Source organism: Rhizobium sp. NLR8a (genome assembly GCF_019685235.1).
In the GTDB taxonomy this organism is placed as follows: domain Bacteria; phylum Pseudomonadota; class Alphaproteobacteria; order Rhizobiales; family Rhizobiaceae; genus Rhizobium.
On record NZ_JABDWI010000008.1, the window covers coordinates 63,689 to 81,754 of the forward strand.

Here is an 18,066-nt window from a genome sequence, read left to right on the forward strand (position 1 = left end):
GGGCGCGAACGCCATGCCCTTTCTTGGCGTCGGCCCCTTCATCTCGGCCCAGGAGATGGCGGCTGCCCCTCATCCGCCTGCCCGCACCTTCTGCCCGCTTGCGGGGCGAAGGGACACGCCGCGACCTCTCCGTTCCCCGGTAGACTCTCGCTTGGCAGGTCCGCTCTCCCCGTTTACCGGGACAGGGTTAGGGTGAGGGGCAGCTACTCCGCATGACAGAGCAGCCGTGGCCTGGGAAGAAGGAGGGCGTCTCCGCCAATTCGCCAGCACACGAGCGGCGCGGCAACAATTGAAAAGGGCGACCGAATGGCCGCCCCTTTATCTCTCGGAATGAAAACTCAAAGCAGTTCCAGCATCGCCGCTGCACCGGAAACCGTCGCCTGGCCGGGGCTTTCCTCGACGTTGAGGGCTTTGACGACGCCGTCTTCGACCAGCATCGAATAGCGCTTGGATCGCAGGCCGAGGCCGCCGGCGGAGAGGTCGGCTTCGAGGCCGACGGCCTTGGTGAAGGCGGCGTCCCAATCGGCGAGGAAGTGGATCTTGCCGAGCCCGCCCGAGGATTGCGCCCAGGCGCCCATCACATGCCAGTCGTTGACGGCGAGAACGGCGATGTCGTCGACGCCCTTGCCAAGAATGGTATCGCGGTTTTCGAGATAGCCCGGCAGGTGGTTCAGCGAGCAGGTGGGCGTGAAGGCGCCCGGCACGGCAAAGAGCACGACGCGCTTGCCGGCAAAGAGCTGCTCGGTGGTGATTTCGACCGGGCCGTCGGTGGTCTTTTCCTTGAAGGTGGCGGCCGGAAGCTTGTCGCCGATCGCGATGGTCATGGTTTTCTCCTCGGGTTTGGCTTGTTGGGTTCGTGCTCTGCGGCGGGCGCCGCCTGGGAATAGGGCGACTATAAGTGCCGGTCACTCAAAGGCAAGCGTGGTCTCCATCGCCCTGTCGCCATCGATGACAAGCACGCCCCAGCGCTTGCCTGACATGTCGTAATCCCTGGGCAGCCTGCCGATCATCATATCGGTCTTGAAGGTGGCGCCATCGCGTTTGCCGCCGCTCTGCTTGGTGAAGGCATAACCGCTCGGGCCGGTGACGATGATATCGGGGGTCCCCTTGCCGTCACCCGGCAGAGCGAGCGTCAGCGACAGCGTCTTCCGATCAGCTGAGATCGCATGCGCCGTCACCTTGAAATCATCCGACGGCGGCTTCGGCAGCGTCGCGTCAGCGGCCGCCAGGATCGCCTCTTCCTCCGGGTGCGACTGCATGGCGCGGCCGAGCTTCAGGCTCAAATTCGCCTGGAAGGGAACGCAGATATCCCTGCAGATGCCGATGAAAGCCGTGGCGTCGATCTCGACTCCGCCTTTGCCAGCCGCCGTCAAGGATAGCGGCAGCGTCACCGGCGCGTCATAGGCGATATCCTCGATCCCGCCTTTGAAAAAATGCTTCGGGACGGGATAGGCAATGGCATCGAGGGTCACACCGCTGGCCGGCGCGATGGTGACCTGAGGCGGAATGCCGCTGTTGCCGGGCTCGCGCCAATAGGTGATCCAGCCGGGTTTCGGTTCGATCTGCAGGCCGGCGCGGATTTTGCCGCCGGCATCGGGCGCCAGCGCCACCAGGCGCATGCGGCCGCCCTCGGCCTCGGCCCAGGCGCTCATCTCCGCTTTTGCGGAACAAAAGGGGACGAGGGCCGCGGCCACGGAAATGACCGCCATCAAAAGCCGTCGCGGGGCCATGAAAATAATCATCATGGAACAACGGTTTACCGAAAGTGCTCTCTGGCCGCCAGAAGCCGCGGCCATTTAAATCTTCATTTTCGGTTGATTGATTTGTGACATTGGCCCATCTTTCTCTTGTCGGGGCCTTGGTGCGGTCTGGCAGCAGGAGGAACGATGTCCTTATCGACGCTGAAGAACAGACGGGAACGTGGCTTCTTCGATGGCCAGTTCCTCATCGCCATGCCCGGCATGGAAGACCGCAATTTTGCGCGCACGGTGATTTACATCTGCGCGCATTCGGATGCCGGCGCCATGGGCTTCGTCATCAACCGGCCGCAGAGCCTCACCTTCACCGACGTGCTCCAGCATCTCGACATGATCAAGCAGGAAGAACCGATCGTGCTGCCGCAGCGGGCGCGCGATTTCCCGATCCAGACGGGCGGCCCGGTGGAGAGCGGCCGCGGCTTCGTGCTGCATTCGGACGATTATGCCAGCGACTCCTCGATCCCGGTCAGCGACGACATCTGCCTGACGGCAACGCTCGACATCGTGCGCGCCATCTCCAAGGGCGCGGGGCCGAAGCGCGCGACGATGCTGCTCGGCTATTCCTCCTGGGCGGCCGGCCAGCTGGAAAACGAGGTCGCCAACAATGGCTGGCTCACCTGCCCTGCCAATGAGGAACTGATCTTCGACCGCAATCTCGACGACAAATACGAGCGGGCGCTCGCCGGCATGGGCATCAACGCCGCCATGCTTTCGGCTGAAGCCGGCCACGCCTGACGGTCGCGGCTCACCTGACGGTCGCGGCTCACCTGACGGTCGCGGGAACGAATAGGCGCGAGTGACGTTCCCTTCCCGCGCGGACGAGAGGTCCGTCGCCGAGAATGGAGACATCACAGATGGGTAGCACCAGCGACAAGATTTCAGGCAAGGCAAACGAAATTGCCGGCAAGACCAAGCAGGCCGCCGGCAAGGCCATAGGCGATCGCGACATGCAGGCCAAGGGCGACGTCCAGGAAGCCAAGGGCAAGGGGCAGGTCGCAGCCGGCAAGGTCAAGGACAAGCTCAAGGGCGCCGTCGACCGGCTCTGAACCACAGCAGCCCGGATAAACCATGCCTGCTGCGCACGCGCGCAGCGGGCATTTTTAATCCGCCCCCCGCCTTGCAGAGATCAGTACGATGAAACTCTTTGCCTGCGACAATTGCGACCAGGTCGTCCACTTCGACAATCGTCACTGCGTGCGCTGCAACCATCGCCTCGGCTTCCTGCCCGGCGACCTCGCGATGCATGCGCTGGAGCCGCGCGATGAGACGGCCTGGCAGCTCGTTTCCGATCCCGACCGGCACGTGGGCTTCTGCGCCAATGCCGGCCTCGACATCTGCAACTGGCTGGTGGAGGACGAGAGCGACAGTGAATTCTGCGCCGCCTGCCGCCACAACCGGCTGGTTCCGAACACCGATACCCAGAACGGCATCGACCGCTGGCGGCGCATCGGTCAGGCGCAGCGTCATCTCTTCTATTCGCTGCTGCGCTGGAGGCTGCCGCATCCCGATCGCGGCGAAGATCCGCATGGCGGCCTGGTCTTCGATTTCCTCGAGGATTCCCTGCAGGGCAACGGCAATGTCGTGCCGGCCATGACCGGCCATGAGGAAGGCCTGATCACCATCCGCGCCGCCGAAGCCGACGACGCCACCCGCGAACAAGCGCGCAGCTCGATGAACGAACCTTACCGCACGCTGCTCGGCCATTTCCGCCACGAGACCGGCCATTTCATCTGGAACAAGCTGGTGCGCGATCAGAACGGCCTCGATGATTTCCGCGCCGTCTTCGGCGACGAGCGGCAGGATTATGCGGCGGCCCTCCAGAAACACTATGCCGCCGGCCCGCCCTTGGGATGGCAGGATAATTTCATCAGCGCCTATGCTTCGTCACATCCCTGGGAGGATTTCGCCGAATGCTTCGCGCATTACCTCCATATCGTCGATACGCTGGAGACGGCCCGCGCCTTCGGCATCGCCATCGATCCGCGCGGCCACGAGGAAATCGCAGGCGAGGTCGATTTTCTTCCCTATCGGGCACAGAGCGCCGAGCAGCTCGTCAGCGCCTGGGTGCCGCTCAGCCTCGCAATCAACGCCATCCAGCGCAGCATGGGCCAGCCCGACTCCTATCCCTTCGTGCTCTCCTCGCCTGTTGTGGCCAAGCTCGAATATCTGCATCGGCTGATCCAGGGGGCGGCGACGGCGTCGCAGCATTGAGATGAAAAGTGCTCGTCATCGGATGAGTCCGCCCATTGTCGGCTTTCGGGGACGAATTGGCTGGGACGACACCAGATATTCCGTCATCCTCGGCCTCGAGCAGGTCAAGCCCGAGCATGACGGAGATTGGGTTGAACCGACGGGCACATTCACGCCGCCAGTGCTTTATTGAGAGAGGTGCGTAACGGCAAAACCTCCCACACTTAAAACGAAATCGCCTTGCCCTTCTTGAACGGCTCCATGCCCCGGCGCGCAAGTTCATCCGCGCGTTCGTTTTCCGGGTGGCCGGCGTGGCCCTTGACCCAGTGCAGCGTCACCTTGTGGCGGTTACGGGCTTCCTCAAGCGCCTGCCAGAGTTCGGCATTCTTCACCGGCTTCTTGTCCGATGTCTTCCAGCCGTTTTTCTTCCAGCCGAAGATCCACTTGGAGATGCCGTCCTTGACGTAGGCGCTGTCGGTATAGAGGTCGACTTCGCAAGGGCTCTTCAGCGCCTGCAACGCCGAGATCGCCGCCATCAGCTCCATGCGATTGTTGGTCGTCTCCGCCTCGCCGCCGCAAAGCTCCTTTTCGACCTCGCCATAACGCAACACTGCGCCCCAGCCGCCGGGACCGGGATTGCCGGAACATGCGCCGTCGGTGAAGATATCGACGTGTTTCATAGGCTCAATCCGTATTCGGCGGCCGAGCCGATCTGGCGGTGGAAGCGCAGCTTGCGCAGATATTCGAGCGGGTCCTTCTTGGTGACCATGGCGCCCTCCGGCGTCATCAGCCAGTCATAGAGCCGGGTCAGGAAGAAGCGCAGCGCCGAGCCGCGCGCGAGCACCGGCAGGGCGGCGATTTCTTCACCGCTCAACGGCCTGACGCTCTGATAACCCTCGAGCATCGCCATGCCCTTGGTGATGTTGTAGGCGCCGTCCTTCTCGAAGCACCAGGCGTTCAGGCAGATCGAGACGTCATAGGCGAGCAGGTCGTTGCAGGCGAAATAGAAATCGATCAGGCCGGAGAGCTCGTCGCCGAGGAAGAAGACGTTGTCGGGGAAGAGGTCGGCATGGATGACGCCGGACGGCAGGCACTTCGGCCAGGCGGCGGCGAGAAAATCAAGCTCCTTGCGGATCTCGCCCTGCAGGCCGGGTTCGACCTCGTCGGCACGCGCCTCGGACTTCTCCCAGAGCCCCCGCCAGCCATCGAGCGACAGGGCGTTCGGCCGTTTCAACTCGAAGCCCTCGCCGGCCACGTGCATTTCGGCCAGCGCCCGGCCGACCTCGCGGCAATGCTTTGCCTCCGGCTTTCTCAGCCACATGCCTTCGAGGAAGGAAATCAGCGCGGCCGGGCGGCCGGAGAGCGAGCCGAGCAGCGCGCCGTCGCGGCGCGGCAATGGCAATGGACAGGACAGGCCGCGGGCCGAGAGATGCTGCATCAAGCCGAGGAAGAAAGGCAGGTCACTCTTTTCCACGCGCTTCTCATAAAGCGTCAGAATCAGCGGCGCCTTGGAGGTATGCAGCAGGAAATTGGAGTTTTCGACGCCTTCGGCGATGCCCTTGTAGGAGAGCAGCGTGCCTGCATCATATTCCGTCAGGAACCATTTCAGATCGTCTTCGGCGATATCGGTGTAGACTGCCAAGTGAAGTCTCGTCTCTGTATGATGGATGGATGACCTGGGACGCGATCGCGGCCTAGCCGTTGACGAACGCCATGTCGGCCGCGGTCAGCTCGATGCTGCGCAATTCGCGGTTGACCAGGAAGTTTTCGGTTTCCTGCACCGTCTCGGCCAGTTCGACGCGGGCATCGAAGCGGGCGCGGAAGGCTTCGATGATTTCGTTGACGATCACCTCCGGCGCCGAGGCGCCGGCGGAAAGGCCAAGCGTCGAAATCGCGCCGATCTCCTCCCAGTCGAGCTCTGCGGCGCGCTGGACGAGGATCGATTTCTTCGCCCCTGCCCTCAGCGCCACTTCCACGAGGCGCTTGGAATTGGAGGAATTCGGTGCGCCGACAATGATGAAAAGATCGCAGCCGGGGGCCGCCTGCTTCACCACTTCCTGGCGGTTGGTCGTCGCATAACAGATCGAATCCGCCGCCGGCGCAGTCAGGTTGGGAAATCGCTCCTGGAGGCGGGCGATGACGCCGGCGGTATCGTCGACCGACAGCGTCGTCTGGGTGACATAACCGAGATTGTCGGGGTCGGCCGGGGCGTAGGCGTCGGCATCCTCGATCGTCTCGATCAGCGAAACCGCGCCTTCCGGCAACTGCCCCATCGTGCCGATCACTTCCGGGTGGCCGGCGTGGCCGATGAGGACGACGTGGCGGCCAAGTCGATTGTGGCGCATTGCCTGCTTGTGGACCTTGGAGACCAGCGGACAGGTGGCGTCGAGATAGAAAAGGTTGCGGCTCGCGGCATCCTCAGGCACCGATTTCGGCACGCCATGGGCCGAGAAGACCACCGGCTGGGCCCGATGCTCGGGCGGGATCTCGTCCAGTTCCTCGACGAAGACGGCGCCCTTGGCCTCCAGCCCCTCGACGACATAACGATTGTGGACGATCTCGTGGCGCACATAGACCGGCGCGCCATAGGATTTCAGCGCCAGCACGACGATCTGGATGGCGCGGTCGACGCCGGCGCAGAAGCCGCGCGGCCCGCAGAGCCTGATCGTCAAGGGAGGTTTCGCCGCAATATTCATGTCCGTTCCGTCAAAATTCCGTCCGATAGGAGTAAGGGACCTCTAGCCCAATATGGCCGGGAATTGAAGCGATACTATTGCCGAGGTGCCCTGCCGGGTTTTCGGAACCAGGAGATCGCCACCACGGTGACGAGCACGGCGGCAAGCCCGTACCAGGTCAGGGCATACTGCAGATGATCGTTCGGCAGATCGACCTGGGTGACGCCGCCGATCGGCAGGCCGGCCGGGTTGGGCGTGGAATCGGCGTCGACGAAGAACGGGATGACGCGCGCCTTCTCCAGGCCGACGCTGTCAGCCATGACGTCGAGGTCCTTCCAGTAGAAGATGTTCTTGGCGACGTCGTTATCGGGCACCAGCCAGGAGGGCTTGCCGGCAAGTTTGGCGCGCGCGAGGCCCGTGACCGTCTGCTGATCAGTCAGCTGGCCCTGCATGCGCATTTCCGGCTCCTTGTTCTCATAGGGAACGAAGCCGCGGTTGACGAAGAGGATGCGCCCGTCGGCAAGCTCGAGCGGGGTATAGACGTAAAAGCCGGTCTGGCCGCGCCAAGTGGCGAAGAAGTGCCGCTCCTTGTTGTTGATGTAGCGGCCGGTGGCGGTAACCTTGCGGTATTCGATGTCGCCGCCGGAAGCCGCCATCGCCTCGATGCCGGCGAGCGGCACCGGCGCGGCAGCCTGGCGCGCGGCGATGTCGGCGAGCAGGCCTTGCTTCCAGGTGAGGCGCTGCAGCTGCCAGGTGCCGAGCGAAACCAGAATGGCAAGGGCAACCAGCACCAGAAAGCCGGATATGACAGGCAGCCGGCGGCGCGGCCCGGCGTGATCGACATCAGTCACTCAGACGTCCTTCGCGGGCATTATGACGGTACTGCATGGCAATCAGGATGCCCTTGAACCAGCGCAGCGTCAGGAGCGACAGGATGATCGTCAGCGGCGCGAAAATAAGGATGTGCACCCAGATCGGCGGCCCATAATTGACCTGCAGCCACAGCACCATGCCAATGATAATGAAGCCGACGATGAGGATGACGAAGACGGCCGGGCCATCACCGGAATCGGCGAAGGAATAATCGAGGCCGCAGGAGGCGCAACGCGGCTTCAGGCCGAGCAGGCCATCGAACAGCTTGCCATGACCGCAGCGCGGGCAGCAGCCCTTGATACCGGTTTTCACCGGATCGAGAGGGGGAAATTGCGCGCTGTCCTCGCTCATGCTGTTCCTTTGCGCGGCCACTTGCGACCGCGGCTTTTCGATGCTGCCTTAACTCTCCCATAAAGTATTCGCATCCCGAATGGAAATGCCTGCGCGATTTCGCCTCACCGATTCGCGCCAAACAGAAGAAGAAGAAGACTGATGACCAATGACAGCCATGCCGGACAGATCATTATCCTGAACGGCGCGCCGCGCAGCGGCAAATCCAGCATTGCCCGGGCGATCCAGGACGAATTCGAGGGACCGTGGATCAACCTCGGCGTCGACAGCTACAATGCGATGACGCCGCAGCGCTATTTGCCCGGCATCGGGCTCAGGCCCGGCGGCGAGCGGCCGGAGCTCGAAGAGCTGATACCTTTCCTCTATGCCGCCCTTTACGAGTCGATCGCCATCCATGCCGGATTGGGCCTCAACGTCGTCGCCGATCTCGGCCATCACGACAGCTATTCGCACCCACTCGGCATACTTCCCGACTGCGCCCGGCGTCTCGATGGATTTTCCGTGCTGTTCGTCGGCGTGCGCTGTCCGCTCGAGACGATCATGCAGCGGCGAGACATTGAACAAGACGGCCGCGAGACGCTGTATCTCCGCGCCACTGCGGACATGCCGGTTCCCGAACCGGTGCAGCGCTGGCAGGACGAGGTGCACCGGCCAGGCATCTACGACATGGAGGTCGATACCTCGGTGCTGACCGCCGACGAATGCGCCGAGGCAATCCGCCAACGCCTCGATCTCGGCATCCCCGGACCTTCGGCCTTCGAAAGGATCGCTGGCGGACGTTGATGCCAATCGTACGTCCCACTCTCCATTAGGCTCAGGCTTGACCGACTTGACGCGAGCATCGACGCCGAGTTCGGCGGCAAATGCCACCATGATCGCTTCCAGGTGCGAAGCTGGGGCAGGAATCGACGAGAACATCGACATCTTTGCCATTTGCCGACGACGATGCGCCCCGCCCATCCGGGTAATATCAATGTGATCGATCGCGGCGTAGTGTTCCACTTGGCTTTGAGAGGAGGATGCTATGCCTACCATATTGGCCTACCACGACGTCAAGGACGTCAAACATTGGCTCACTTCACCGCGCCGCAAAGAGGTCTTCGAGCCCCTCGGCTGCACAAACATTCGTACGTTTGTCGATCCACAGGCGTCCAATCGCGTTGGCCTCGTCATGGACGTTCCCGACATGGGCCGCCTGGAGGAATTTATGAAGTCCAAGCAAGCTGCGGATGCGATGGAGTATGACGGAGTATTGCCGGAGACCTTGGTGATTCTCACTCAATCGTAGCGGGACGTCAGGGGCCGCGCCGTGGATTAAGCCCTGCGATCACGGTGCGTGGAGCCAAAACAGAAAAGGCGGACCGAGGCCCGCCTTTCGCTTGAACATCGCTTCCGATCAGCCGGCTGCGACGGGTGCGCCCCAGCCGCCCCAGACATAGATGCAGAAGAACAGGAACAGCCAGACGACGTCGACGAAGTGCCAGTACCAGGCGGCTGCCTCGAAGCCGAAATGCTGCTTCGGGGTGAAATCGCCGCGCAGCGCGCGCAGCAGGCAGACCAGCAGGAAGATCGTGCCGACGAGGACGTGGAAACCGTGGAAGCCGGTCGCCATGAAGAAGGTCGCGCCGTAGATCGAATTCTTGAAGTCGAACGGGGCGTGGGCATATTCGTAGGCCTGCACGCTGGAGAACAGGATGCCGAGCAGCACGGTCAGCGTCAGGCCCTGAACGAGGCCCTTGCGGTCATTGTGCAGCAGCGCATGGTGCGCCCAGGTGACCGTCGTGCCGGAGAGCAGCAGGATGACGGTGTTGTAGATCGGCAGGTGCCAGGGATCGAGGACTTCGATGCCCTTCGGCGGCCAGACGCCGCCGGTATAGGCCATGCGCGAGGCCTGGATCGCCTCGTTCGGAAACAGGCTGGCGTCGAAATAAGCCCAGAACCAGGCGACGAAGAACATCACTTCCGAAGCGATGAACATGATCATGCCGTAACGCAGGTGCAGCGAGACGACGCGGGTGTGAGAGCCCTCATGGGCTTCCTTCACCGTATCGGCCCACCAGCCGTACATGACGTAAAGAACCAGCACGAGGCCGATAAAGAAGAGCCAGGGATTGGCGAGTTCAGCGCCAGCGAGCTTGAAGGAGCCGCCGTTCAGGTAACGCATATAGCAGACGCCGCCGATCGCCATGATGAAGGCGCCGAGCGAGGCGAGAATCGGCCACGGGCTCGGATCGATGATGTGGTAGTCGTGGTTCTTCTGATGCGCATCGGCCATGTGGCTATCCCCGGATGTCTTCCTCACTTCGCTCCCGGCATAGCCGGAAACGAGCCTTGATCAAAGTTTCTTTTCAATCTTTACCGTTCCACCCTCATTCGAAGCGACAGGCTTCGGACCCTCTTTCGGGTAGAACGTATATGACAGCGTCACCGTGTGGATATCTTTCGATTCCACCGCCTTGACGATTTCAGGGTCGATATAGAACACGACCGGCATTTCCAGCTTCTCGCCCGGCTTCAGGTCCGTTTCGGTAAAGCAGAAACATTGCACCTTATTGAAATAGGCGCCCGCTTCGCCCGGCGTGACGTTGAACACCGCCTGGCCGCGCTGGGTCTCGTTCGAGCGGTTCTCGGCGACGAAATTGACCTGGATGGTTTCGCCGATCTTCGGACTGACCTCGCGCTCGACCGGCTTGAAATTCCATTGCAGGCCGGGGGCGACATTGGCGTCGAAGGTGACGCGCATCTTGCGGTCCAGCACGATGCTCGACATCTGCTCGACGCGCTGGGTCGTGCCGTTATAGCCGGTCACCTGGCAGAAGATGCGGTAGAGCGGCACGGCGGCATAGCTCATCGCACCCATGCCGAAGACGAAACTCAGGCACATCAGCACGACGGCGCCGTTGTTGCGGCCTTGCTTCCTCGGTGCGGCGGCTTTTTCGCTCATCCGGCCATCCCCCCGCCGATCTTGACGATCGTGATCGCATAGAAGAGGACGACGAGACCGGCCAGCACCAGCCCAAGGGCGATGTTGCGGTTGCGGCGCGACTTCATCTGCTTTTCGGTGAGCTTGACGAGATCCATCAGAGCGAGCCTCCCACTTGCGAAACCAGCATGGCGGCCAGCCGGTCGATCATCAAAGCGGAGAATACAGCGAAGAGATAGAAGATCGAGAAGGCGAAGAGCTTCTTTGCCGGCACCATCTTCAGATCGCCGTCGGGCATGCGCCAGACGGCGATGGAACAGGTGATGAAGATCGTACCGAGCACGGCGGCGACGAGGCCGTAGCCGAAGCTCGCGAAGCCGAGGACGGACGGCAGCACCGCGCAGATGGCGGTCAGCACCGCATAGGCGACGATCTGATGCTTGGTCACCCGCTCGCCGGCGACGTTCGGCAGCATCGGCACGCCGACGGCCTCGTAATCGCGCATCTTGAAGAGGGCAAGCGCCCAGAAATGCGCCGGCGTCCAGAGGAAGATGATCAGGAAGAGAACGGTGCTCTCGATCGTCACCGTATTCGTCACGCAGGCCCAGCCGATCATCGGCGGGAAGGCGCCGGCGGCACCGCCGATGACGATATTCTGCGGCGTCGAACGCTTCAGCCACATGGTGTAGATGACGGCGTAGAAGAAGATGGTGAAGGCAAGGATGCCGGCCGACAGCCAATTGACGGCAAGGCCGAGAATGACGACGGAAAAGCCCGACAGCACCAGACCGAAGGCGAGCGCCTCCGACGGCGCGACGCGGCCGGCCGGGATCGGGCGCTTGGCCGTGCGGCTCATGACGGCGTCGATATCGGCGTCGTACCACATGTTCAGCGCGCCCGAGGCGCCGGCGCCGACGGCGATGCAGAGGATGGCGATCAGGCCGAGGACGGGGTTGATGTGGCCCGGGGCCAGCACCAGGCCGGCAAAGGCGGTGAAGACCACGAGCGACATCACCCGCGGCTTCAAGAGCTCGAAATAATCGCGCGCGCTCGCTTCCGACATTTCGCCGTCCTCTGCAAGCGCCTCGTGATTGTCGATAACCGTCATCATTCCGTCCTGAATTTACTATGCCGGACGCCGTTTCGAATGCGGCGTCCGGTTTTCCAAGCGCTTTACTTGATGCGCGGCAGCTGTTCCCACTGGTGATAGGGCGGCGGCGAAGGCAGCTGCCACTCCAGCGTCGTCGCACCCTCGCCCCACGGATTCTCGCCGGCGATGCGCTTCTTGGCGAAGGCCTCGAAGACCGAGAAGAGGAAGATCAGCACGCCGAAGGCCGAGATGTAGGAGCCGATCGAGGAAACATAGTTCCAGCCGGCAAAGGCATCCGGATAATCGATGTAGCGGCGCGGCATGCCGGCGAGACCGAGGAAGTGCTGCGGGAAGAACACCAGGTTGACGCCGATGAACATGACCCAGAAATGCAGCTTGCCGACGAACTCGTTGTACATGTAGCCGGTCATCTTCGGGAACCAGTAATACCAGCCGGCAAAGATCGCGAAGACGGCGCCGAGCGACAGAACGTAGTGGAAGTGAGCCACGACGTAATAGGTGTCATGCAGCGAGCGGTCGAGACCGGCATTGGCAAGCTGGACGCCGGTGACGCCGCCGACCGTGAACAGGAAGATGAAGCCGATCGCCCAGATCATCGGCGTGCGGAACGAGATCGAGCCGCCCCACATCGTCGCGATCCAGGAGAAGATCTTCACGCCTGTCGGAACGGCGATGACCATCGTGGCGAAGACGAAGTAACGCTGCGCATCGAGCGACAGACCGACCGTGTACATGTGGTGGGCCCAGACGACGAAGCCGACGGCGCCGATCGCAACCATTGCGTAGGCCATGCCGAGATAGCCGAAGATCGGCTTCTTCGAGAAGGTCGAGATGATGTGGCTGATCATGCCGAAGCCCGGCAGGATGAGGATGTAGACCTCGGGGTGACCGAAGAACCAGAACAGGTGCTGGTAGAGGATCGGGTCGCCGCCGCCTTCCGGAGAGAAGAAGGAGGTGCCGAAGTTGCGGTCAGTCAGCAGCATGGTGATGCCGCCTGCCAGAACTGGCAGCGACAGCAAGAGCAGGAAGGCGGTGATCAGCACCGACCAGGCGAAGAGCGGCATCTTGTGCAGCGTCATGCCGGGGGCGCGCATGTTGAGGATCGTGGTGATGAAGTTGATCGCACCGAGGATCGACGAGGCGCCGGCAATGTGCAGCGCGAAGATCGCCAGATCGACCGCCGGTCCCGGCGTGCCGCTCGTTGCCAGCGGCGGATACATAGTCCAGCCGCCGCCCGTACCGTAAGCGCCTGCCGGGCCTTCGACGAACATCGACAGCAAGAGCAGCGCGAAGGCCGGGACGATCAGCCAGAAGGAGATGTTGTTCAGCCGCGGGAAGGCCATGTCGGGCGCGCCGATCATGATCGGCACCATCCAGTTGGCAAAACCGCCGATCATCGCCGGCATGACCATGAAGAAGATCATGATCAGCGCGTGCGCCGTCGTGAACATGTTGAACATCTGCTTGGCGCCGTCGATCGCGGCATCGCCTTCATAGCCGTAGACCATCGAGGCCAGGCCGTGGAAGATCTGGATGCCCGGCTCCTGCAGCTCCATGCGCATGGCCACCGACAGCGCGCCGCCGATGATGCCGGCGATGATCGCGAAGATCAGGTAGAGCGTGCCGATGTCCTTGTGGTTGGTCGAGAACAGCCAGCGATTGACAAAGCTCGGCTTGTGCCCGTGATCATGGTGATCGTGATCATCATGCGCATGGTCGTGGTGGGCGTGAGAATGATCGTCGTGAGCGGAAGGTCCAGCCATTGTCCCGATCCCCTTAATTACTGTGCTTCGGCAACGTCGACGGTCTTTGCGGGACCATCGGTTGCGGCCATGAGTGTCTTGTAGGCGCCGGGCAGGTCGCTGGCGGCCGCGGTCAGCCACTGCTTGTACTTGTCCTCGGAGACGACGCGGATGGCAATCGGCATGAACGCATGGTCCTTGCCGCAGAGCTCGGAACACTGGCCATAAAACAGGCCTTCGCGCTCGGCCCTGAACCAGGTCTCGTTCAGGCGGCCCGGTACGGCGTCGATCTTGATGCCGAAGGACGGCATGGCGAAAGCGTGGATGACGTCGGTGGGTGCCGCGGTCACGAGAACGCGCACCGTCTTGTTGACCGGCAGCACCAGTTCGTTGTCGACGGCGAGCAGTCTCGGATAGACCGACTTGTCTTCCTTGCCGGCGGCCGCGCGATCCTGATCCTTCAAGAGGTAGGAATCGAAGGCGAGCGGGCTGTCGCCCGAACCTTCATATTCATAATTCCATTGCCACTGGGTGGCGGTCGCCTTGATCGTCACGTCAGGATTTTCGGGCAGCGTCAGCTGCGCCGTCAGAAGATTGAACGAGGGAATGGCGAGGAAGAGCAGCACCAGGACCGGCCCCACGGTCCAGATGACCTCGATCAGCGTATTGTGGCTCGTGCGCGACGGAACCGGATTGGCGCTGGCGCGGAACTTGAAGCAGACGACGATGAGCAGGATCAGAACGAAGAGCGTGATCGGAACGATAAACCACAGGGTATATTGTTCGAACCAATGAATTTCCCGCATAATCGGCGTCGCCGCCGGCTGCAGCGTCGCCTGCCACGGCGTCGGCTGGTCGGCATATGTGCCGGAAGCAAAAAGCAGACAGACCAGCGCGGTCAGAGCTGCATAAGCCTTCTTCATCACCTTATTATCTCCCTCGAGCGCTTGACCTGCTAAATCGAACGCAGAATCCTTGCCATCTTCAGCGCTTCAAACCACAGTTTGGCATTTGCCGCAACAGGCAGGAGCAATTGTCTATGCGGCATTTTTGCTTAAAGCACAGGCAGGCCGAACGGCAAAACATCCCAAGTTTTTCATCAGCATATGAAAAATGCCATTTCCGGCCGATCCGACCACCGCACATTATTTGACAGAGGTCCAATTTCTGCCGCAGTCCCCCGGTTTTCACGGGGTGGGGCTTTTCATTTCCGGTGGGCAGCTTCAACAATAGCCGCAATGATTCGATATCCAGAGGTTTCCATGGGTTTCCGTTCCCTCGCGCGGTCGCTTCTCGTGACTGCCAGCATCGCGGCCGCAGCGACGACGCCCGTCTTCGCACAGCAACCCGCCCCTTCCCCCGCCCAACCCACCACACCGGCACCGGCCGCCCCTGCCCCGGCGCAGCAGCCCCCGGCTGCCAACCCGAATATCCAGGTAACGCCCGGCCAGACGCAGCCGCAGGCGCCCGGCACCGTGAAATCCAACCACGGCGCATGGTCGGTTGTTTGCGACAAGCCGGCCGGTGCGGCGACGGAACAATGCGCGCTGATGCAGAACGTCATCGCCGAGGACCGGCCGGAGGTCGGGCTTTCCGTCGTCGTCTTGAAGACGGCCGACCGCAAATCGAAGATCCTGCGCGTGCTGGCGCCGCTCGGCGTGCTCCTGCCGAACGGTCTCGGACTGAATGTCGACGGCAAGGATATCGGCCGCGCCTACTTCGTCCGCTGCTTCGCCGACGGCTGTTATGCCGAAGTCGTGCTCGAGGACGAACTGCTCAAGACCTTCCGCAGCGGCGCCCAGGCCACCTTCATCGTCTTCCAGACGCCGGAAGAAGGGATCGGCATCCCTGTTGATCTCAAGGGTTTCGCCGAAGGTTTTGACGCGCTGCCTTGAGGGCGGCTGCGGCCTGTCGCGGGTCCGCCCCTCATCCGCTCAATCCAGCTTCACTTCCGCCAGCGGCCCGCTCTGGTGAAAGGCTGAATTTTGAGAAAACGGACTTTTCCGGTCACGATACGCCGTTTACCGCTTGCCCGCGGGCCAATGTGGGACCATTCTTGGATCGGATCCTGGCGGTGCGGTAAGACAAGAGGTCGGGCCTCGCAACGCTCAGTCTCGACCTCGAAACACTTAACGTGGCGCCTTTTCTCGACTGATCCCGAGCGAGGAGGTTGTCCATGTCCACGCGCTATGTCGACCATCCGCTAAAACCGGGCGACCGGGTGCCGAACGTTGTGTTTGATGCAGTCTCGCGCGAAGGGAAGATCGCGCTTGATGATTTTCGCGGCCGCAGCCCATTGTTGATCGGTTTGTTTCGAGGCCTGCATTGTCCCTTCTGCCGGCGCCATGTCGCGGCCATGGCATATCTCAACCCGATGCTGCGTGAGAAAGGCGTCCAATCGCTGGCAGTGGTAAACACCCCGGTCGAACGCGCGCGGCTGTATTTCCGTTACCATCCGATCCCCGGTATTCTTGCGGCTTCCGACCCGATACGGGCTTCGCACCGAGCCTTCGGCTTACGCGAGGTCGGGATCGACACGGTCATGGCGATACGAATCGATCTGCCGGGCGAATTGCCAGAGCCTATGGGCGTGATGGCGATGGACGATTTTCTCAACAAGAAGGAAGGATATCAAATTACGGAAGCCGATCAGCAGATGATGACCGCCGACCATGGGCAGCTTGTCGGTCAGTTCCTGATCGACCGCGAGGGCATCGTCCGCTGGAGCTTCACTGAAGTTCTGGAGGCCGGGCTGCAAACGTTCAAGGCTCCGAATTCCCGGGAATTGATGTCGGCAGCTTCGCAAGTCGCACATTGACGACAAAAAATCGCTCGACGCCCCGACGGGTGGTCAGCGTTGTCTACCCCGCGCAAAGCGATCAACCGTTTGCATCTCTTCGAGGCGCGTCCCACCTCCCGAGACAAAGAATATTCGCCGCGAGGGCTTCACTCCTTGTTATATGGAGCCCTATCTAGGGGATAAGCGCATTCCCGAACATGCCCATTGGAGCCAGACCATGACCACCGATCTCCTGACGCTTTTCGATGCCGACGAAGCCACGATGCGCGGCCTTGTCGCCGAGGCGCTCGCCGGCGCCGATGACGGCGAACTGTTCATCGAGCATGCGCAGGCCGAAGCGCTGACCTTCGACAATGGCCGGCTGAAGGGCGGCAGTTTCAACACCGAACAGGGTTTCGGGCTTCGCGCCGTTGCCGGCGAAGCGGTGGGTTATGCCCATGCCGGCGATCTCTCGGTGGCGGCGCTGAAGCGGGCGGCCGATGCGGTCGGCGCGGTGACGCGCGGCTATTCCGGCACCTACGCCGCCGCTCCCCAGGGCACCAACAAGAAATTCTACGGCGACCAGAACCCGATCGGCCAGCCGAGCTTCGAGGAGAAGGTCAAGGTCCTGCAGGACATCGACGCCTATCTCAGAGGCAAGGACGACAAGGTCCGGCAGGTCACCGCCTCGGTCGCCGCGAGCTGGCAGGTGGTCGACATCCTGCGCGCCGACGGCCACCGCGTGCGCGACATAAGACCGATGACCCGCATCAACATTTCCGTCGTGGTCGGTGAAGGCGAGCGGCAGGAGAGCGGTTCCTACGGCAGCGGCGGGCGCATCGGCTTCGGCGATTTCATTGCCGAGGGCAGCTGGCAGTACGGCGCCGACGAGGCGCTGCGCCAGGCGCTCGTCAATCTGGAAGCGATCGACGCGCCCGCCGGCACGATGGATGTCGTTCTCGGCTCCGGCTGGCCGGGCGTCATGCTGCACGAGGCGGTCGGCCACGGGCTGGAAGGGGATTTCAACCGCAAGAAGACCTCGGCCTTTTCAGGGCTTCTCGGCCAGATCGTTGCCGCGCCCGGCGTCACCGTCGTCGACGACGGCACGATCGACAACCGCCGCGGCTCGATCACCATCGACGACGAGGGTACACCGTCGGGCTACAACGTGCTGATCGAGAACGGCAAGCTCGTCGGCTATATGCAGGACCGGCAGAACGCCCGGCTGATGGGCATGGCGCCCACCGGCAACGGCCGCCGCCAGGGCTATGCCCACGTGCCGATGCCGCGCATGACCAACACCTATATGCTCGGCGGCGACAAGACTCCGGAAGAAATCATCGCCTCGGTGAAGAAGGGCGTCTATGCCGTCTCCTTTGGCGGCGGCCAGGTCGACATCACCTCCGGCAAATTCGTCTTCGGTTGCACCGAGGCCTATCTGATCGAAAACGGCAAGATCGGCGCGCCGATCAAGGGGGCGATGCTGATCGGCAACGGCCCGGATGCGATGAAGCGGGTGTCGATGATCGGCAACGACATGAAGCTCGATACCGGCATCGGCAATTGCGGCAAGGCCGGCCAATGGGTTCCGGTCGGCGTCGGCCAGCCGCATCTGCGCATGGATCAGGTCACCGTCGGCGGCACCCAGGCCTGAGGCGGGAGGAT

General features: G+C 62.2%; 21 protein-coding genes. 8 read left to right on the plus strand and 13 right to left on the minus strand.

Going from position 1 to position 18,066, the window contains the following annotated elements; translation table 11 throughout:
* Positions 1-338 precede the first annotated feature (338 nt).
* On the minus strand, positions 339-824 hold the full coding sequence (locus HJC04_RS16480) for a peroxiredoxin (RefSeq protein WP_210628915.1): 486 nt from the start codon (positions 822-824) through the stop codon (positions 339-341).
* Between the two features lie 81 nt (positions 825-905).
* Positions 906-1,745: a protein-disulfide reductase DsbD domain-containing protein gene (locus HJC04_RS16485; protein WP_221122525.1), complete on the minus strand. Its 840-nt coding sequence runs from the start codon at positions 1,743-1,745 to the stop codon at positions 906-908.
* A 141-nt stretch (positions 1,746-1,886) separates the two neighbouring features.
* Between HJC04_RS16485 and HJC04_RS16490 the strand changes: the two genes are divergently transcribed.
* The 3 genes from HJC04_RS16490 to HJC04_RS16500 all read left to right on the plus strand — a co-directional run bounded on the left by HJC04_RS16490 (position 1,887) and on the right by HJC04_RS16500 (position 3,968).
* Entirely contained in the window at positions 1,887-2,492 is a 606-nt protein-coding gene (locus HJC04_RS16490; protein ID WP_088396070.1) for a YqgE/AlgH family protein, read from the plus strand.
* Between the two features lie 119 nt (positions 2,493-2,611).
* Positions 2,612-2,803 (plus strand): CsbD family protein, encoded by a 192-nt coding sequence (locus HJC04_RS16495; protein WP_221122524.1) that lies wholly within the window; start codon positions 2,612-2,614, stop codon positions 2,801-2,803.
* An 88-nt stretch (positions 2,804-2,891) separates the two neighbouring features.
* Complete coding sequence (locus HJC04_RS16500; protein ID WP_221122523.1) at positions 2,892-3,968, plus strand: putative zinc-binding metallopeptidase; 1,077 nt, start codon at positions 2,892-2,894, stop codon at positions 3,966-3,968.
* Positions 3,969-4,171: 203 nt separating this feature from the next.
* On the opposite strand, the gene rnhA is transcribed toward HJC04_RS16500, so the two are convergent.
* The 5 genes from rnhA to HJC04_RS16525 all read right to left on the minus strand — a co-directional run bounded on the left by rnhA (position 4,172) and on the right by HJC04_RS16525 (position 7,846).
* Complete coding sequence (gene rnhA / locus HJC04_RS16505) at positions 4,172-4,627, minus strand: ribonuclease HI (protein WP_210628919.1); 456 nt, start codon at positions 4,625-4,627, stop codon at positions 4,172-4,174.
* On the minus strand, positions 4,624-5,589 hold the full coding sequence (locus tag HJC04_RS16510) for a homoserine kinase (protein WP_210628920.1): 966 nt from the start codon (positions 5,587-5,589) through the stop codon (positions 4,624-4,626). Before HJC04_RS16510 ends, rnhA begins: the two co-directional genes overlap by 4 nt.
* A 52-nt stretch (positions 5,590-5,641) precedes the next feature.
* Entirely contained in the window at positions 5,642-6,643 is a 1,002-nt protein-coding gene (gene ispH, locus HJC04_RS16515) for a 4-hydroxy-3-methylbut-2-enyl diphosphate reductase (RefSeq protein ID WP_210628921.1), read from the minus strand.
* A 74-nt stretch (positions 6,644-6,717) separates the two neighbouring features.
* Positions 6,718-7,473: an SURF1 family protein gene (locus tag HJC04_RS16520; protein WP_210628922.1), complete on the minus strand. Its 756-nt coding sequence runs from the start codon at positions 7,471-7,473 to the stop codon at positions 6,718-6,720.
* Entirely contained in the window at positions 7,466-7,846 is a 381-nt protein-coding gene (locus HJC04_RS16525) for a DUF983 domain-containing protein (protein ID WP_210628923.1), read from the minus strand. The genes HJC04_RS16520 and HJC04_RS16525 overlap by 8 nt, the downstream gene beginning before the upstream one ends.
* A 141-nt stretch (positions 7,847-7,987) precedes the next feature.
* On the opposite strand from HJC04_RS16525, the gene HJC04_RS16530 reads away from it, so the two are divergent.
* Both HJC04_RS16530 and HJC04_RS16535 read left to right on the plus strand, forming a co-directional pair.
* Positions 7,988-8,629, plus strand: coding sequence for a chloramphenicol phosphotransferase CPT family protein (locus HJC04_RS16530; protein ID WP_210628924.1), 642 nt, complete (start codon positions 7,988-7,990; stop codon positions 8,627-8,629).
* A 241-nt stretch (positions 8,630-8,870) separates the two neighbouring features.
* Positions 8,871-9,134 carry a hypothetical protein gene (locus tag HJC04_RS16535; RefSeq protein WP_097597707.1) on the plus strand — a complete coding sequence of 88 codons (264 nt, stop codon included), beginning with the start codon at positions 8,871-8,873 and terminating at the stop codon, positions 9,132-9,134.
* A gap of 108 nt (positions 9,135-9,242) precedes the next feature.
* Here the strand turns inward: HJC04_RS16535 and HJC04_RS16540 are convergent, their stop codons facing one another.
* The 6 genes from HJC04_RS16540 to coxB form a co-directional block, all read right to left on the minus strand.
* Positions 9,243-10,121, minus strand: coding sequence for a cytochrome c oxidase subunit 3 (locus tag HJC04_RS16540; protein ID WP_064800923.1), 879 nt, complete (start codon positions 10,119-10,121; stop codon positions 9,243-9,245).
* Between the two features lie 60 nt (positions 10,122-10,181).
* Complete coding sequence (locus HJC04_RS16545; RefSeq protein ID WP_221146658.1) at positions 10,182-10,790, minus strand: cytochrome c oxidase assembly protein; 609 nt, start codon at positions 10,788-10,790, stop codon at positions 10,182-10,184.
* Entirely contained in the window at positions 10,787-10,927 is a 141-nt protein-coding gene (locus HJC04_RS16550; RefSeq protein ID WP_004672998.1) for a hypothetical protein, read from the minus strand. Before HJC04_RS16550 ends, HJC04_RS16545 begins: the two co-directional genes overlap by 4 nt.
* Complete coding sequence (locus tag HJC04_RS16555) at positions 10,927-11,877, minus strand: heme o synthase (protein WP_210628926.1); 951 nt, start codon at positions 11,875-11,877, stop codon at positions 10,927-10,929. The genes HJC04_RS16550 and HJC04_RS16555 overlap by 1 nt, the downstream gene beginning before the upstream one ends.
* 65 nt (positions 11,878-11,942) lie before the next feature.
* Entirely contained in the window at positions 11,943-13,643 is a 1,701-nt protein-coding gene (gene ctaD / locus HJC04_RS16560) for a cytochrome c oxidase subunit I (RefSeq protein ID WP_210628927.1), read from the minus strand.
* Between the two features lie 17 nt (positions 13,644-13,660).
* Complete coding sequence (gene coxB, locus HJC04_RS16565) at positions 13,661-14,545, minus strand: cytochrome c oxidase subunit II (protein WP_210628928.1); 885 nt, start codon at positions 14,543-14,545, stop codon at positions 13,661-13,663.
* A gap of 315 nt (positions 14,546-14,860) precedes the next feature.
* Between coxB and HJC04_RS16570 the strand changes: the two genes are divergently transcribed.
* The 3 genes from HJC04_RS16570 to tldD all read left to right on the plus strand — a co-directional run bounded on the left by HJC04_RS16570 (position 14,861) and on the right by tldD (position 18,055).
* Positions 14,861-15,517 carry an invasion associated locus B family protein gene (locus HJC04_RS16570; protein ID WP_210628929.1) on the plus strand — a complete coding sequence of 219 codons (657 nt, stop codon included), beginning with the start codon at positions 14,861-14,863 and terminating at the stop codon, positions 15,515-15,517.
* A gap of 281 nt (positions 15,518-15,798) precedes the next feature.
* Positions 15,799-16,440 (plus strand): peroxiredoxin-like family protein, encoded by a 642-nt coding sequence (locus HJC04_RS16575; protein ID WP_210628930.1) that lies wholly within the window; start codon positions 15,799-15,801, stop codon positions 16,438-16,440.
* Positions 16,441-16,639: 199 nt separating this feature from the next.
* On the plus strand, positions 16,640-18,055 hold the full coding sequence (tldD, locus tag HJC04_RS16580) for a metalloprotease TldD (RefSeq protein ID WP_221146659.1): 1,416 nt from the start codon (positions 16,640-16,642) through the stop codon (positions 18,053-18,055).
* Positions 18,056-18,066: the final 11 nt, after the last annotated feature.